Origin of the sequence: Mesorhizobium sp. M0140 (assembly GCF_040322475.1) — a bacterium.
GTDB lineage: Bacteria > Pseudomonadota > Alphaproteobacteria > Rhizobiales > Rhizobiaceae > Mesorhizobium.
Genome location: NZ_JAMYTM010000007.1, coordinates 184,196 through 199,781, shown reverse-complemented (window position 1 = coordinate 199,781; position 15,586 = coordinate 184,196). Strand labels below are relative to the sequence as shown.

General features: G+C 62.5%; 16 protein-coding genes. 7 read left to right on the top strand and 9 right to left on the bottom strand.

Annotated elements, in window-relative coordinates; all coding sequences use genetic code 11:
* Positions 1–615: a TetR/AcrR family transcriptional regulator gene (locus NKJ37_RS10020; protein ID WP_128305853.1), complete on the bottom strand. Its 615-nt coding sequence runs from the start codon at positions 613–615 to the stop codon at positions 1–3.
* Between the two features lie 91 nt (positions 616–706).
* On the opposite strand from NKJ37_RS10020, the gene NKJ37_RS10015 reads away from it, so the two are divergent.
* Genes NKJ37_RS10015 through NKJ37_RS09995 form a run of 5 tightly spaced genes read left to right on the top strand, consistent with a single transcriptional unit; the run spans position 707 to position 5,271 of the window.
* Positions 707–1,798, top strand: a complete 1,092-nt coding sequence (locus NKJ37_RS10015) for a polyamine ABC transporter substrate-binding protein (RefSeq protein ID WP_352439948.1) — start codon at positions 707–709, stop codon at positions 1,796–1,798.
* Between the two features lie 13 nt (positions 1,799–1,811).
* Positions 1,812–2,666 (top strand): ABC transporter permease, encoded by an 855-nt coding sequence (locus NKJ37_RS10010; RefSeq protein WP_128305855.1) that lies wholly within the window; start codon positions 1,812–1,814, stop codon positions 2,664–2,666.
* A gap of 1 nt (position 2,667) precedes the next feature.
* A complete protein-coding gene (locus tag NKJ37_RS10005) occupies positions 2,668–3,450 on the top strand; it encodes an ABC transporter permease (protein ID WP_352773773.1) in 783 nt (260 codons plus the stop codon).
* Positions 3,447–4,511 (top strand): ABC transporter ATP-binding protein, encoded by a 1,065-nt coding sequence (locus NKJ37_RS10000; RefSeq protein WP_352773772.1) that lies wholly within the window; start codon positions 3,447–3,449, stop codon positions 4,509–4,511. The genes NKJ37_RS10005 and NKJ37_RS10000 overlap by 4 nt, the downstream gene beginning before the upstream one ends.
* 1 nt (position 4,512) lies before the next feature.
* A complete protein-coding gene (locus NKJ37_RS09995; RefSeq protein WP_352773771.1) occupies positions 4,513–5,271 on the top strand; it encodes an MBL fold metallo-hydrolase in 759 nt (252 codons plus the stop codon).
* 5 nt (positions 5,272–5,276) lie between these two features.
* On the opposite strand, the gene NKJ37_RS09990 is transcribed toward NKJ37_RS09995, so the two are convergent.
* The 3 genes from NKJ37_RS09990 to NKJ37_RS09980 all read right to left on the bottom strand — a co-directional run bounded on the left by NKJ37_RS09990 (position 5,277) and on the right by NKJ37_RS09980 (position 8,669).
* Positions 5,277–5,978: a TetR/AcrR family transcriptional regulator gene (locus tag NKJ37_RS09990; RefSeq protein WP_352439944.1), complete on the bottom strand. Its 702-nt coding sequence runs from the start codon at positions 5,976–5,978 to the stop codon at positions 5,277–5,279.
* A 140-nt stretch (positions 5,979–6,118) separates the two neighbouring features.
* Positions 6,119–7,546 (bottom strand): amidase, encoded by a 1,428-nt coding sequence (locus tag NKJ37_RS09985; protein ID WP_352773770.1) that lies wholly within the window; start codon positions 7,544–7,546, stop codon positions 6,119–6,121.
* Between the two features lie 88 nt (positions 7,547–7,634).
* On the bottom strand, positions 7,635–8,669 hold the full coding sequence (locus NKJ37_RS09980; protein ID WP_352773769.1) for an extracellular solute-binding protein: 1,035 nt from the start codon (positions 8,667–8,669) through the stop codon (positions 7,635–7,637).
* A gap of 955 nt (positions 8,670–9,624) precedes the next feature.
* Here NKJ37_RS09980 and NKJ37_RS09975 point away from each other — a divergent pair.
* Positions 9,625–10,398: an NAD kinase gene (locus tag NKJ37_RS09975; protein ID WP_023812117.1), complete on the top strand. Its 774-nt coding sequence runs from the start codon at positions 9,625–9,627 to the stop codon at positions 10,396–10,398.
* Positions 10,399–10,600: 202 nt separating this feature from the next.
* Positions 10,601–12,190, top strand: coding sequence for a DEAD/DEAH box helicase (locus tag NKJ37_RS09970; RefSeq protein ID WP_352773768.1), 1,590 nt, complete (start codon positions 10,601–10,603; stop codon positions 12,188–12,190).
* A gap of 73 nt (positions 12,191–12,263) precedes the next feature.
* On the opposite strand, the gene NKJ37_RS09965 is transcribed toward NKJ37_RS09970, so the two are convergent.
* The 5 genes from NKJ37_RS09965 to NKJ37_RS09945 form a co-directional block, all read right to left on the bottom strand.
* Positions 12,264–12,869 (bottom strand): hypothetical protein, encoded by a 606-nt coding sequence (locus NKJ37_RS09965; protein WP_352773767.1) that lies wholly within the window; start codon positions 12,867–12,869, stop codon positions 12,264–12,266.
* A 224-nt stretch (positions 12,870–13,093) separates the two neighbouring features.
* Positions 13,094–13,744: a YiaD family glycine zipper/OmpA-like lipoprotein gene (locus NKJ37_RS09960; protein WP_352439939.1), complete on the bottom strand. Its 651-nt coding sequence runs from the start codon at positions 13,742–13,744 to the stop codon at positions 13,094–13,096.
* A 176-nt stretch (positions 13,745–13,920) separates the two neighbouring features.
* Positions 13,921–14,289 carry a GFA family protein gene (locus NKJ37_RS09955; RefSeq protein WP_352439938.1) on the bottom strand — a complete coding sequence of 123 codons (369 nt, stop codon included), beginning with the start codon at positions 14,287–14,289 and terminating at the stop codon, positions 13,921–13,923.
* Between the two features lie 156 nt (positions 14,290–14,445).
* Positions 14,446–14,823, bottom strand: coding sequence for a hypothetical protein (locus NKJ37_RS09950; protein ID WP_128305863.1), 378 nt, complete (start codon positions 14,821–14,823; stop codon positions 14,446–14,448).
* 286 nt (positions 14,824–15,109) lie between these two features.
* Positions 15,110–15,529: a GFA family protein gene (locus NKJ37_RS09945; RefSeq protein ID WP_352609673.1), complete on the bottom strand. Its 420-nt coding sequence runs from the start codon at positions 15,527–15,529 to the stop codon at positions 15,110–15,112.
* Positions 15,530–15,586 lie beyond the last annotated feature (57 nt).

Here is a 15,586-nt window from a genome sequence, read left to right as displayed (position 1 = left end):
TCACACCGCAATCGCCGCCACCAGAATCCTGTTCTGCCTCCGTACCGCCGCCCGCAATTCCGCAATCCTCGCCGCATCGCGCTTCACGAATTCGATGAACATCATGTTCATGTTGTTGAAGATCAGTTCGCCGAGCGCTGCCCCGTCGATGTCCTGCCGCACAAGGCCGAGCGCTTGCAGGCGGACGATCAGGGCGCGGATCTGTTCGGTTAGAGCACGGTCGAGCGCGGTGTAGGCTTGGCCGAACGGGCTATCGGGCAGTTGCGTTGAGATCGCCATCGCCTGCCGCCACATCTCCTTGCTGAGATAGTGCAGCGAATGCTCGATATAGATGCCGATCAGCGTGTCCAGCGCGTCGCCGACATTGGCCGGCGGCCTGGCGACGACGCCCTGCCCGGCATTGAGCACCTCGTTGACCTCCAGCGAGACGATGGCGCCGAGGATGTCGCCCTTGTTCTGGTAGTAATTGTAGATCGTGCCGACCGAGACCTCGGCCTGCGCGGCGATCGCCTCGATCTTGGCGCCTTCGTAGCCGGCCTCGCGAAACAATTCCGCGGCCGCCTCGATGATGCGCCTGTGCCGGTCCGCCTTTTGCCTTGCCCGCAATCCGCTCATATCAGCCTCTTGCCATAAAAACAGAATTGACTCAATTTTAGAATTGGTTCAATTTTTTGCAAGAAGCCACAAAGGCAAGGGAGAACACTCGATGTCCGCTAAACCTACATCCAGGAATCCGCTTTCCATCCTGAAGAGCCATCTGCATGCAGCGTGCGCCGCCACGACGCTGCTGCTCGGAGCCGGCAGCGCCGCCCGGGCCGCCGACCTCAACGCGCTGATCTGGTGCGATCATGCCGATCCGGCATTGCTGCAGCCGTTCGAGGAGGCCAATGGCGTCAAGGTCAACGTCAAGGAATTCGAGGGCACCGGCGCCGGGTTGGCCATCGTCGAACAGTCGCAGCCGGGCGACTGGGACGTGATGGTGATCGACAGCATCGACATACCGCGCGGCGTCGAAAAGGGCCTGTTCGAGCCGCTGCCGGAAGACAAGCTGCCACTGGCCGACCTGTTTGCGCAGGTGAAGATGGACGGCTCCACCGTCGTCGGCGGCAAACGCTACGGCATTACCGAGAAATTCGGCTACAACACGATCGGCTACAACAAGACCAAGGTCGACCCGGCCGACATGCAGTCGATGGCCGCGCTCACCGGCGACAAGTACAAGGGCAAGGTCGCCATCTACGACTACTATCTGCCGGTCATCGGCATGGCCGCGCTGGCCATCGGCAAGAAGACGGCCGATCTCACCGAAGCCGACCTGCCCGCCCTCAAGGACGAGCTTTTGAAGATGAAGGCGAACGCCAAGCTGGTCGGCGAAGTGACCGCCAGCCAGACGGCGCTGGCGACCGGCGAGGTCGACATTCTGGTCGGCGGTGGCGAATGGGTGACGGCGGGCCTGGCCAAGGAGAACCCCGCGCTGGACTTCTCCATCCCCAAGGAGGGTGCGGTGCTGTGGTCGCAGTCGCTGGCCATGTTCAAGGATTCCAAGAACAAGGACATGGCGCTGAAGTTCATCCAGTACATTATGAGCCCGGAGGGCCAGGCGCGGCTTGCCACCTCGTCCTGCTATTGGGGCATGCCGGCGAACACCAAGGCAGCGCTCACCGACGACCAGAAGAAGGTCCTGCGTTTCGACGAGCAGCCGGGCTTCCTGGCGCGCGCCCAGGCCTATCCGGCGCCGAGTGCCGATCTCGACAAGAAGATGCAGGACATGTGGACCGAAATGCTGCAGGCGAAATGAGCCGATACCGCTCATGAGCAGCTCGGCAAATAACCCCCTGCCCCGGGCGGCCCTGCCCTGGGCGCTGGTCACGCCGGCGCTCGGCTGGACGCTGCTGTTCTTCGTGCTGCCCTTCATCGCCATGGGGTTTTCCAGCCTGACGGCGCATGAGGGCGGCGGTTTCACGGCGTCCAACTACAGCCAGTTCTTCACCAATCCGTCCTACTGGCAGGCGATGGTGAACTCGCTGCAGGTCACCGCCATCGTCACCGTGATCTCCGTGCTGCTCGCCTATCCCTTTGCCTGGATTCTCGCCGAACAGGTGCCGGAACGCTGGCAGCGGCTGGCGCTGATGCTGGCGGTGCTGCCGTTCTGGACCTCCTATGTCGTGCGCTCCTACTCCTGGCTGCTGGTGCTGGCGCAGAATGGCGTGCTCAACCGGGCGCTCACCGGCTCCGGCCTGTTCAGCGAGCCGCTGCAACTCGCCAACACTCGTTTCGCCACCGTCACCGGCTTCGTGCATTTCTTCGTCATGCTGTTGACGCTGACGATCTTCGCCAATCTCAAGCAACTCAGCCCGAGCTACCGCAAGGCAGCCGCCGATCTCGGCGCCGGGCCGGTGCGCACCTTCCTGCATGTCGTGCTGCCGCTGACCTTGCCCGGCATCATGGTCGGCGCCTTCCTCACCTTCGTGCTGTGCATCGGCGACTACATCACGCCGCAGATCCTGGGCGGCAACAACGAGCTGCTGATGCCGCAGCTGGTGATGATGCAGATCGGCCGGCGCGGCGACTTTCCGCTGGCCTCGGCGCTGTCGATCATCCTGATGGCGGTGGTCACCATTGCCTACCTCGCCTGCGCCCGCTGGCTGAAGATCGAGCGGGCCTGAGATGCGCAGGATTGTCCGCATCGCCTCCTGGCTCTACGCCGTCCTGATCTACGGCTTCATCTTCCTGCCGGTGATCGTGCTGGTGCTGTTTTCACTGCAGGCGACGTCGTTTCCGATCCCGCCCTTCACCGGCCCATCGCTGCGCTGGTACGACGCGGTGCTCTCCGACGTCAGGCTGACCTCGGCGCTGGTCAATTCGCTGCTGGTGGCGTCCATCTCGTCGCTCGCCGCCGCCACGCTCGGTTTCCTATCCGCCTGGGGCTTTGCCCGTTTCGTCCTGCCGGGCTCCGGCCTGCTGCGCGGGCTGATCACGCTGCCGCTGACGGTCAGCTATCTCATCATCGGCATGGGGCTGCTGGTGCTGTTCAACTGGGCCGGCTTGCCGAAATCGCTGCTTGCGGCAGGGATCGGCCATGTCGTGATCAACCTGCCGCTGTGCTTTGCCATCATCTACAGCCAGATGGGCGACCACCAGATCAACATCGAACGCGCCGCGCGCGACCTCGGCGCGCCGGAATGGAAGGTGCTGCTGTTGATCACCGTGCCGGTCATGGCGCCGGCCATCTTCGCCGGCTTCTTCCTGTCGATGACCTTCTCCTGGGACGAGTTCGTGATCTCCTTCCTGCTCACCCGCTTCGACACCACGCTGCCGGTCGAAATCTGGAACCTGCTGCGTTCCGGCCTCAACCCGAAGACCAACGCCGTCGGCTCGCTGGTTTTCGCCGTTTCCATCGTGCTGGTCTTGCTGTTCGAATTGACATTGCTGCGCAGGAGAAAGGCATGACTGCGCCTTTGGTCGATATTCGCTCCGTCTCGCATCGCTTCGGCCAGCATACGGTGCTGAAGGACGTTTCGCTGCAGATCGAGCCCGGCAGCTACACGATCCTGCTCGGGCCCTCGGGCTCCGGCAAGACGACGCTGCTGTCCATTCTGGGCGGCTTCGTCACGCCCAGCGAAGGCAAGGTGTTCATCCGTGGCGAGGACTGCACGTCCGTGCCGCCGGCCAAGCGCCCGACGACGACGGTGTTCCAGGACTATGCGCTGTTCCCGCATATGAGTGTCGGCAGCAATGTCGGCTTCGGCCTGCGCATGCAGGGGGTCGATGGCGCGACGCGGGCGGCAAAGGCGCGCGCGGCGCTGGCCCTGGTTGGTCTCGCCGCTGCTTTCGACAAGAAACCGCACCAGCTTTCCGGCGGCCAGCGGCAGCGCGTGGCTCTGGCGCGGGCGCTGGTGATCGAGCCGGCGGTGCTTCTGCTCGACGAGCCGCTCGGCGCGCTCGACCTCAAATTGCGCCGGCAGATGCAGGACGAGTTGAAAGCAATCCAGAAGCGCGTCGGCACCGCCTTCATCCACGTCACCCACGACCAGGAAGAAGCGATGGCGCTGGCCGACCATTGCGTGGTGATGAATGACGGGCGCATCGAGGACGAAGGCCCGCCCGAGCGCGTCTACGCACGGCCGGCGACGCGCTTTTCGGCGACCTTCATGGGCGAAAGCACGATCCTCCCCGGCACGGTCACGGAGGCGAAGGAAAGGACAAGCACCGTCGCCACGCCCGTCGGGCCGATCTCGCTGCCCGGCGCCTTGCCGGTCGGCTCTGCCGTTGCGCTGGCCATACGGCCGGAGCATCTTGTCCTCGGCGAGACCAGCGGCTGTGTCAGGCTCGGCACGGCCAGAGTGAGCGACGTCGTCTTCCAGGGCAGCTTCAAGCGCGTGCTTGCCTTCTCCGTCGAAGACCCCTCGCTTCACTTCATCGCCAGGCTGCCCGCGACAGCCACCGTCCGGCCGGGCGACACGGTTGCCGTTTCGTGCGATACCGACCAGATCATTCTGCTGACGGATTGAAATGGGCGCGCTCGCGGTCATCGAGGCACCAGACTGGTACGAGACCATCCGCATGAGCGATGGCGTGACCTTGATCCACGAGCCATGGATAAAACCGTTCTTCCGCTGCAACATGTGGCATGTGCGCGGCCGCGACCGCGATCTCCTGTTCGATACAGGGCTCGGCCATTTCAGCCTTCGGCGTCATGTGCCGCTGGTCAGCGAGCGCAAGCTGATTTGCGTCGCCAGCCATACGCATTTCGACCATATCGGCTGCCATCACGAATTTCCGGACCGCTGCGTACACGCCGCCGAGGCCGACATCCTCGCCGATCCGCGCAACGAATGGACGGCAGCCGGCACCTATGCGACCGACGAGATGTTCGATCGCATGCCGCAAGGCTGGGACACGGCGCGCTACGGCATCCTGCCCGCACCCGCGGGCCGCTTGCTCGCACAGGGTGATGTCGTCGACCTCGGCGACCGGGCCTTCGAGGTGATCCACACGCCCGGCCATTCACCCGGCGGCATCGCGCTTTACGAAAACAGGACGGGCATCCTGTTATCCGGCGACATCATTTATGACGGCCCGCTGATCGACGACGTCTACCACTCGGTTGTCGATGACTATGTCGCCACGCTGCTGCGTATGCGCGACCTCGATGTCTCGGTCGTGCATGGCGGCCATTTCCCCAGCTTCGGCAAGGTGCGCTACCGCCAGCTTGTCGACGAGTATCTGGAACAGAAGCGGCAGGCCGGCTGCCATCTGCGGCAGCCCTGAAGCGGTTAGCGCATCAGTTCGAAATGCCGCGGGAACGCCTGATGCAGCAGAAGCAGCATGGTCTTGCGCAGCACGTTGGTGTCACGGCTGGACGGATTGAGATGATCCCAATACCAGGCGCCATGAACCAGATAATTCAGGCTCTCCGACAGCGTGTCGATGTCGACGCCGCTATAACCGCCGCTGCGCGAAATCTCGATCAGCAGCTCGCGCGCCTCGGCGGTGTAGGCGAGATCGCTCGGAAGGCCAATCTCGTTGTAGATCTGCATGCTCTTGCGGTCGCTGGAGAACACGACAAAGACCGAAACCCATTTCGGGTGCTGGCGGGCGAAACGTTGCGCGCAATCGACCGCGCCCAGGGCCCGCTCAACCGGAGACAGGCCGGGCGCCCGCACCAACGTCACCCACAGCTCGTCATAGCGATCGCTGAGATACTGCAGGACGGCGCGAAACAGGTTCTCCTTGCTGCGAAAATGGAAGACGACCAGGGCATTGGACGAGCCGACATGTTCGGCGATGCGCTGCATGGTGACGCTTGCCAGCCCCTCCTCCGCGATGAGCTCGATGGTGGCGTCGATGATCCGCTGCACGCTGGCTTCGCCGCGTTCGCGCCGACGGTCCTTGGGCGGCGCGGCATCGTTTGCCGCACTTCCATTCTTCGCCATTGCGCCTTTGCGTTTTGCCGCCGCGGCCTTTTGTTGCGCCATCTTCGTCCAGCTCCTTTCGGACCTTCTGGCGGCGATCACCGGCGCCGCCACGGATCCGTCTATTCGAGATGTCCGGCGCCGGCTCACCACAACCGAGACCGCGGATCAAGCACCGGTGCGGCAAGGGCCGCAGCGCCCTGTTATAGCGACGGGCGCGTTTCGGCGTTTGTGTACCACTGCCCCTTGGCCGTCTCATAGGCCATGGCCGCGCGGAAAACATCGGCATCGCAATAGGTGCGGCCAACGATCTGGATGCCTGTCGGCACGCCGCTTGCCGCCCGGCCCGAAGGGATGGACAGAACCGGACAACGGCTCATCATGTTGAACGGCGTCGTCATCACCCAGCCAAGCGACGGGTTCACCTGCTTGCCGTTGATCTCGACCGTGCCCGTGGTCTGATCGAACTCCGCCGGCACGGAGGGAAGCGCGTTGGTCGGGCAGACCAGCACATCATAAGTCTCAAGCAGCGGCCCCAGCGTCTGGTACATCCTGGCCGCCACATCGAGGGTTCCGACAAAATCCGTGGCTTTGGACTTCTGCCCGTCCTCGGCGAATTGACGTGCATAGGTCGTCATGTCCTTGCCGTGCTCCTTGAGCAGCTGCGACAGCGAAGCGCCGAAGAGATGTTCGAGATAGGCCATGCCCGCCCTGAGCACGTCGTCGCCCCAGCCCAGATCGACTTCCTCGACCGTGGCGCCGAGCGAGCGGAACACGTCGCAGGCGGCAAGCGTGTTCTTGCGCACATCGGCGTCCACTTCGAAAGAACCGAGGTCCATCGAGAAAGCGATCTTCCAGCCCTTGATCGGCTTGTAGTCGCTGGGCAGGCGCAGTTTGGGGCGCAGCGTGGCGATGTCGAGCGGGCTTGGCCCGGCCATCACGTTCTGCAGCAGGATCGCATCCCCGACGTTTCGTGCCAAAGGTCCGGTGTGGCAGTAGAAATCGAGGTTGAACGGCGGCTCGTCCGGATTGCGCCCGTAAGGCGGCTTGAAGCCGACAAGACCGCAGGCCGACGCGGGAATGCGGATCGATCCGGCAATGTCCGAACCGGTGGCGATCGACGACGTGCCGGATGCCAGCGTCGCCGCGGCACCGCCCGACGAACCGCCGGGTGTGAAATCCGGGTTCCACGGATTGCGCGTCACGCCCCAGCGTTTCGACCAGGTATAGCCGGCGCAGCTGAATTCAGGCGTCGCTGTGCGGGCATGGACAATGCCTCCGGCCTTGATGATGCGCTCGTTCATCGTCGAGGTATGGCCGCCTATCGCATTTCCGGACAGCAGCGAGCCGTGCGAGGTCGGCTTGCCCTTGATGTAGCTCTCGTCCTTGATGCCGATCGGCAACCCCTCGAGCGCCCCGGTCCGGGCGCCCCTGGCGTATTTCGCCTCGGCCTTCCCAGCCAGGTCCATCGCCTCGTCGAAATGCGTGAAGGTGAAGCAGTTGATCGTCGCCTTGGTTGCCTCTGCGCGGCGGATGGTGGCCTGCATCAGTTCGACAGGCGAAAGCTTCTTCGCCTTGAACAGCCGCAGCGCCTCGCCGGCCGGCATGTAGCAAAGGTCGAGATCGGTCATGGGAAGTCTCCTGCGATCTGCGCATCGCGTTTGGCATGGACGGGAGATGACCGCGCCGCGTGCAGCGGCGCGGAAAACGCGGGTCAGGTCATTTCTGCAGGTTGGTCCAGATCTTCGTGTAGAGCGCCTGCACATCCGGCGGGCAGGCCTGCATGAACTGGCCCTTGGTGGCGAACTCAGCGGGGATGTTCACTTCCGGCGCGGTCTTCATGTCGTCGGGCATGAAGGCTTCCGAGCCCTTGATGCCGTTCGAATAACGCGCAAAGGCTGAGATCAGCGCCGCATTCTGCGGATCCATGATGAAGTTCTGGAACAGCTTGGCGTTGTCGATATTCTTGGCGTCCTTGAGGACAGCGACATTGTCCATCCAGATCGGATAGCCTTCCTTGGGATAGCCATAGACGATCTTGTCGTTCTCAAGCCGCTCGCGCAGCGATATGCCGTTCCAGTTGACGCCCGCGGCGATGTCGCCCCTGCCCAGGCCATCGACGGCCGCATAATCGAGCGAAAGCCATTTCGCCTTCGCCTCCACCAGCTTGTCATGCACCTTCTTCAGCATCTGCATGTCGCTGCTGCAATATTTGCCACCCTCGTAGGCGATGGCGAGGAACATGATGTCACCCATTTCGGGTACGACATTGATCTTGCCGACGAGTTCGGGGGGTGGGTCGAGGAAGATCGCCGATGTGTTCGGGTCGCCGGCATAAACCGACTTGTTCACCGAAATGCCGGTCGTGCCCCACTGCCATGGAACGGTATATTTACGGCCTGGATCGAATGGAACATCGACCCATCTGGGATCGACGTTTTTGAAGTTTTCCATCTTGTTGGGATCGGTCTCCAAGAGCAGACCTTCGCTGATCCAGACCGGCACGACGCTCGCCGAGGGCACGACGATGTCATAGCCGGAGGCGCCCTGCCGGACCTTGGCCAAGGCGGTGTCGTTGGAATCATAGTCGGTGACGGTGACCTTGACCTTGTAGGTCTCTTCGAACTTCTTGATCAGGTCGGGGCTGGTGTAGTTGCCCCAATTGTAGATGTTGAGCTCGCCTTCGGCACGGGCCACGCCCGTGACAGTCAGCAACGACAGGCCGATGGCCGTCGCGGTCAGTTTCCAGTTCATGCTGCATGCTCCCATTGTTGGGACCGGCGGCACTACGGCCCCAAGTCCGTTTCCTGCTGACGAAAAGATGGCCGCGACAATGCCGATCGACGGCACGAGAAAGGCCGTCGACATCGCATTTGCGGCGCGCCGGCAACGGCAAGCCGCATGGCAGTCAAGATATTCCCCCCTTTATTGTGGCCATTCACCGGCTGGAACCCGGCTGTCCAACTCAATTCTCGACCTCAGGAATAACTATGACTAAACATACAGTCAATATCTTATCGTGGATACGGCCATGGCTCGCCCATTGATGCGCCCGATGCGGTGGTGACTCAGTGAGCAGCCAGGAAAGAGGTTTAGCCGCGATGCCGGACGCGTCAGGCCGTTGAGGCCGAAATGCTCGCGGCCGCAATTCGCGGTGGCCGACCGGCCACTGCTTTTAAGGAGAGAAACTGCCGCGCGATGTCGCGCACCGAAGCGGCCGCCAATGCCGCCGGTCCTCCGAAAGGATGATCAGGTTACAGCGCTACAGCGCCCTTTGCGGACATGGCGCTCCGGCTGCGTCACCACAGCGCGACGCCGTGGGCTGCGGCCGGAAGCTCGTTTCTTCGGACTGGCGCACCAGTTCGGCAAAGAGCAGCGCGAAGCTTCCCAGCATCAGAAAGACGATGATCAGGCGTGTTACCGGCAATATGTCGGCCTCGACTGGCTAGCCCCCACGCCACCCATCCACTGCCGGCTAACATGACCGATCCGGCTTTACGAGACTTTAAGGCCGGTCTTAACCATCACATTCGCGTAGCCTTTGACATGATACGCGAACGGCAAGCCCGGATCCGCCGTCCTGCGGCCGCCTTGCCATCCGGCATGGGTCGCATCCGGGAGGACAGCTCCCTTTGCAGACGTACCCCGCCCATGCTACCCCGGCGCTGGCGCGGCCCTGCCGCTGCCAATCGGTCGTCATCGGGGAGCCATGAGCAAAGCCGCCAGCCGCATCGCCTTCGTCTCGTCCGACACCGCTGACGCCAAGACGGCGCTGGAAAGCCTGTCGGCGCGCTATGGCCAGTCTTCCGTCGAGGAGGCCGGGATCGTCGTTGCCCTTGGGGGTGACGGCTTCCTGCTGCAGACCCTGCGCGACACGATGGGGACCGGCAAGAAGGTCTACGGCATGAACCGCGGCACCATCGGCTTCCTGATGAACGAGTATCGTTCCGGTGGCCTGACGGAGCGTCTCGAAGCCGCCGTCGCCGAGACGATCCGCCCGCTGGAGATGCTGGCCGTGACCTCGGAAGGCGAAACGATTTCGGCACTGGCGATCAACGAGGTGGCGCTGTGGCGTCAATCGTACCAGACGGCCAAGATCCGCATCACCGTCGACGAACAGGTCCGGCTTGAGGAACTGAACTGCGACGGCGTCATGATCGCAACCCCGGCCGGGTCCACCGCCTACAATCTTTCGGCGCACGGACCGATCCTGCCGCTCGACGCGCCGCTGCTGGCGCTGACCCCAGTCAGCCCGTTTCGCCCGCGCCGATGGCGCGGCGCGCTGCTCTCCAACAAGGCCACCGTGCGCTTCGACATCCGCGAGCCGGAAAAGCGGCCAGTGAACGCCGCCGCTGACCATACCGAGGTCAAGGCCGTGACCTCGGTAACGGTGCGAGAATCACCCACGGCGACAGCAACGTTGCTGTTCGATCCCAATCATTCCTGGAACGAGCGTATTCTCGCCGAACAGTTCCGCTATTGAGCCGGCGCTGCGACCGACAGGTCGATTAAGCATCCCGATTAAGGTTACAACTTCACAATCGTGCCATTGCTGCCCGTTTCTGTTGACAAATCGAGGGCTTGCTCCTAATTGCAATACCAATCTTGCAGGCGCGTGGCGCTTGCCGCGACAGACGCCATTAGACGCCGTTGCGCTTCCCCGAACCAGCCAAAGACAACAACACTTGTCCTCAGACACCACGACCGCTCAAGAAGCGTTGACCTTCGCAGACCTCGGCCTGTCGCCGAAGGTCCTTTCCGCAGTCACCGACGCCGGCTATACCCAGCCGACGCCGATCCAGGCTGGTGCGATCCCGCACGCCTTACTCGGCAAGGACATTTTGGGCATCGCCCAGACCGGCACTGGCAAGACGGCTTCCTTCGTGCTGCCGATGCTGACCCGCCTCGAAAACGGTCGGGCCCGCGCCCGTATGCCGCGCACGCTGATCCTGGAGCCGACGCGCGAGCTCGCCGCGCAGGTCGAAGAGAATTTCATCCGCTACGGCAAAAACCACAAGCTCAACATCGCGCTCTTGATCGGCGGTGTCTCATTCGACGAACAGAACAAGAAGCTGGAGCGCGGCGTCGACGTGCTGATCGCGACGCCCGGCCGCTTGCTCGATCACCGCGAGCGCGGCAAGCTGTTGCTCAACGGCGTCGAGATCCTCGTCATCGACGAAGCGGACCGCATGCTCGACATGGGCTTCATCCCCGATATCGAGCGCATCTGCGAGATGATTCCGTTCACCAGGCAGACGCTGTTCTTCTCGGCAACGATGCCACCGGAAATCACCAAGCTGACCGAGAAATTCCTGCACGCGCCGGTGCGCGTCGAGGTCTCGAAGGCAGCATCCGCCGCCACCAACATCATCCAGCGGCTGGTCAAGTCCGGCTCCAAGCCATGGGACAAGCGCGAGACGCTGCGCAATCTGATCAAGGCCGAAGACGCGGAGCTGAAGAACGCCATCATCTTCTGCAACCGCAAGGTTGAAGTGGCGGAGCTGTTCCGCTCGCTGCTGAAGTATGATTTCGACGCCGGCGCGCTGCACGGCGACATGGACCAGCGCGCGCGCATGCAGATGCTGGCCAATTTCCGCGACGGCAAGCTGCGCTACCTCGTCGCTTCCGACGTCGCCGCGCGCGGCTTGGACATCCCCGATGTCAGCCACGTCTTCAACTACGACGTGCCGATCCATGCCGAGGACTATGTCCACCGCATCGGCCGTACCGGCCGCGCCGGGCGCTCGGGCAAGTCGTTCACCATCGCGACCAAGTCGGATACCAAGTATATCGACGCCATCGAGCGGCTGATCGGCAACAAGATCGAATGGCATGACGGAGACTTGTCGACGGTGGTTGCCAGCGAAGGCGGCGAGGATGATGCTCCGCGCCGTGGCAAGGGCGCACCGCGCCGCGCCGGCCGCAAGGACGACGATCGCGGCAGGGAAAAGGGCGGCGAGCGCAAACCGCGCGAACGCCACGCCAAGCGCAGCGAAGACACGGCACCGGAAACAGTCCGCGAGGATCAGCCGGTGGCCGAGGCCGCAGCCGCCGACGTCGGCGAACGGCGCTCGCGCAAGGAAGCGATCCGTTCGGAAAACACCGACCGCAAATCATCCGATCGCAATGAACAGCGCGCACCGGAACGCGGCGACACGAGGCCGCAGCGCGACAACAGCCGCCCTGCCCGCCAACGACACCAGGAAGACAACGATTCCACCGTCGGCTTCGGCGATGACATGCCGGCCTTCATGCGGATCGTCGCCAAGGTCTGATTCCCGACCGCTTCAAAGGCAAGCCAGCCATCCGGCTTGTCTTCTCGGCAAAGGTTCCTGCCTGACTCGCCCGTTACATCGGCCCAGGCATCATCTTGGTCGGTTTTTCCAGCATCGGAAACTCGGCCTTGTTGCATTTCACGTTCGGATTCGTCGGACTGAACATGCCGTTCGGATTGTCCCCGAGCCAGGCATGCAGGTCGTAGTGGACGAACTCCTTCGGGATGAGAGGGTAGTGCCCCTCCATAGGCCCCATGAAGGTTTGGCCAAACAGCTTCGGGGGCTCCTTGATGTCCGGCGTCAGAGGCACCAGCCATTCCACGCCCACCAGCCGCAAGCCCTTCTTGGTCGGTTCGTAGATCAGCACATTGGGGTGCATCGGATCGAGCTTCTGGCCGACACTCGGGACATTGACGAAGTGGATACCCATGGCGCCCTTCGGGTAGTCCATCGCACCCGCTATCTTTTCTCCGCTGTAGTAGACGCAGCCGACCGTCGACAGATAGAGATCGCGGACGGCGACGGTGTAATCCTCATATTTGGCGAGCGTTTTTTTCAAGGCTTCGATGTCGGCCTTGTTGGCGTCCTCGGCCCGAGCCGAAGCAACGTTCAGCCACGCGCCCACCAAACCTGTCAAAACGAGGACGCCGCAGCGCCCAAGGCTGGCTGTTCTTGTCATGCATTCCTCCCAGATTTCTGATCTGGCCGTGCAAGACCGAGGCGGAAAAATGCTGATTGCGCGGCCAGTGACACCGCCTCATCCCCTCAGGAACAGCGATGATGCTATTCCTTTCCATAGCTCCGGGAAAGCTATATTTTAGCAATGGCTAATTCAAAAACGCCAATATCCGCGTAAACAAAAACGGCCCCATGGGAGCCGTTTCGCTTGGTTTGCCGAACGGATCAGGTGAGCGGCGACAGCTGGATTTCGACGCGGCGGTTCTGGGCGCGGCCTTCGGCCGTGGCGTTGGATGCGACCGGGCGTGTCTTGCCGAAGCCGGTGACTGCGAAGCGCCGCTGATCCACGCCCTGACCGGACAGATAGTTCGCGACCGCCAGAGCACGACGCTGCGACAGATCGAAATTGTGCTGGTCGCCACCGGTCGAATCGGTGTGGCCGAACACGTCGACCGTGGTCTGCTTGAACTTCTTCAGCACCAGCGCGACAGAGTTCAGGACCTGGTAGAAGCCGGGCTTCACCGCATCCTGATCCGAGTTGAAGGTGATGTCGGACGGCATGTTGAGAATGATCTGGTCGCCGCTGCGGGTGACGCTGACACCGGTGCCCTCGAGCTGCCGGCGCAGTTCGGCCTCGTTCTGGTCCATGGTGGCGCCGATGGCGCCGCCGGCCAGCGCGCCGATGCCGGCGCCGATCAGTGCGTTGCGGCGGTCATTGCCGCCGGCAAGCAGGCCAAGGCTGGCGCCCGCCAGGGCGCCAAGGCCGGCGCCGGCCGCCGTGTTGGAAATCTTCTGGTCGCCCGTATACGGATCAGTGGTGGTGCAGGCGCTCACGAGCACAGCCGTCGCCACGACGACGAGCATAGTCTTTTTCATAGGATGGTCCCTCTCCAAGTCACGCCTTGCGGTGGCGCCAAATCAGCCCTTCCCGCGACTTGTACCACGAATTGCGGCGAAAAGCGGAACGGCAAAAGCGCCGCTCACGGCTTTTCCCGAGGGACCAATACGCGGTTGTGGCACCGTATCGCCGTGCCGGAATGGTCTGGATCAGGCTACCAGAGGTTCTTGCCGTCTATGACAACAACTTCGACCTTGTCGAGATCGAAATCATCGAACAGCCGCGCGTTGACGCTGATCTTGGGATTGTCGAAATCCGGCTCGCCGGTCGACCAGTCCGGCGTTTCGGTAAAGGTGCCGCAGCCGCAGGTGGCGCAAAAACCGTGCTTTACGGTTTTCGATCCCCAGCGGTAGATAGAGACGTTCTCCATCGGGCTGGTGGGCTTGAATTGCGAAGGCACGTAGTAGGCCCAGAGCGAGCCGCGCTTCGAGCAGAAAGAACAGGTGCATTGCGTCACCGTCTGCGGTGCCTGCGAAACCTCGAATGTCGTCGCCTTGCAATGACAGCTTGCCTTGATGATCATCAACGAACTCCTCCCGTCGCCCGCCACCCTGTGCGGCAAACGCACCATAACGAGGTGCTCCTGACAACTGTCTGTCAGCAGGCACACCCGAACCGCGCAAACCCGGCCTGCGGCCCGGTCACACGCGACCGCGGACGTCCGACCGCCGTCCTGTCGTCAATAGGAGCGCGGCGGCACGAACAGGCAGATTGTCTTGCCGGCGTCGAGGCCCGCTTGGTGCGCGCACCAATGGAACTCGCCGTCCGGGCTGTCCTTGACACGCTTGTCGGTCATTGGAACGATCTCACCCGTTCCGGCGATGACATAGCCCTCGGGTTTCTCCAGCACTTCGCCTGTATGGGTCGTGCGACAATCATAGTTGGCGCAGCATGCGAACGGATAACTCCAGCCCTGTGGCTTTGCCGCCGTGGGCGTGGCGTCATGCGCGAAGGCAGGTGTCGTCAGCATTGCCATCGCGCCGATCGCGAACAGGGAAAACAAAAGTCGGCCAGCCGGTTGAACGGCATTGGCCGATCTGAGTGTGGCAGCAGACATGACGCGTTCCTTTCAAACGAGCTCAAGCGTTTCGCTTGCCCGTTCCCGGAACGTATCTTCCCAGTGGCCGGATCGTCGGGTCGCAGATATGCCGCGTCCGGCCATAAATGCTTTTTCTCTCCCAGCCATTGGATGCTGGGCTGATTCCTTGGTCGGCGCAAGACGATGCATTCCCGACATCGTTCTATGGACGTCAGGTATCCGCTACCGCCGACGAGATGAGGCCAAGGTCAATTCCCGGCAAACGGGCGTCGGATAAACGGAATAGGCCCGCTGTGGTTCCAGCCTACTGCTGGTCAGAGCCGGCAATCACGTGCTCTTGATACTGCGGCAGGTCATCGGTGATGGTGGACCAGCCCGCCTTCGAACCGACGAAGATGTGCGCGGTCGGGCGGATGGATGGGTCGTCGACGAGGGTTCCCATGGCGACATGGACATAGGCCCCGTCGCGCACGAGCGAATAAAGCAAGGAGCCGCACCGGCCACAATGCGCGTTATGGCCGCTTTCGTCGCCGAAGATCAGGAGCTTGTCCTCGCCTTCGGTGAGGACAAGCTTTTCACGCTCGATACCGGCGAAAGGCTTGAAGGCCGAACCGGTGGTGCGCCGGCAGTCCGAACAATGGCAATTCGCGGCATAGATGAATTCGTCAGTGACCTCGTAGTGAACCGCACCGCAGAAGCACTTTCCGGTGAGCTTGCTCGGCAACACACTCCTCCGTCGCTGTGGTGCGCAGGGGTATGTTCAGATTGAGGTCAGCTAACC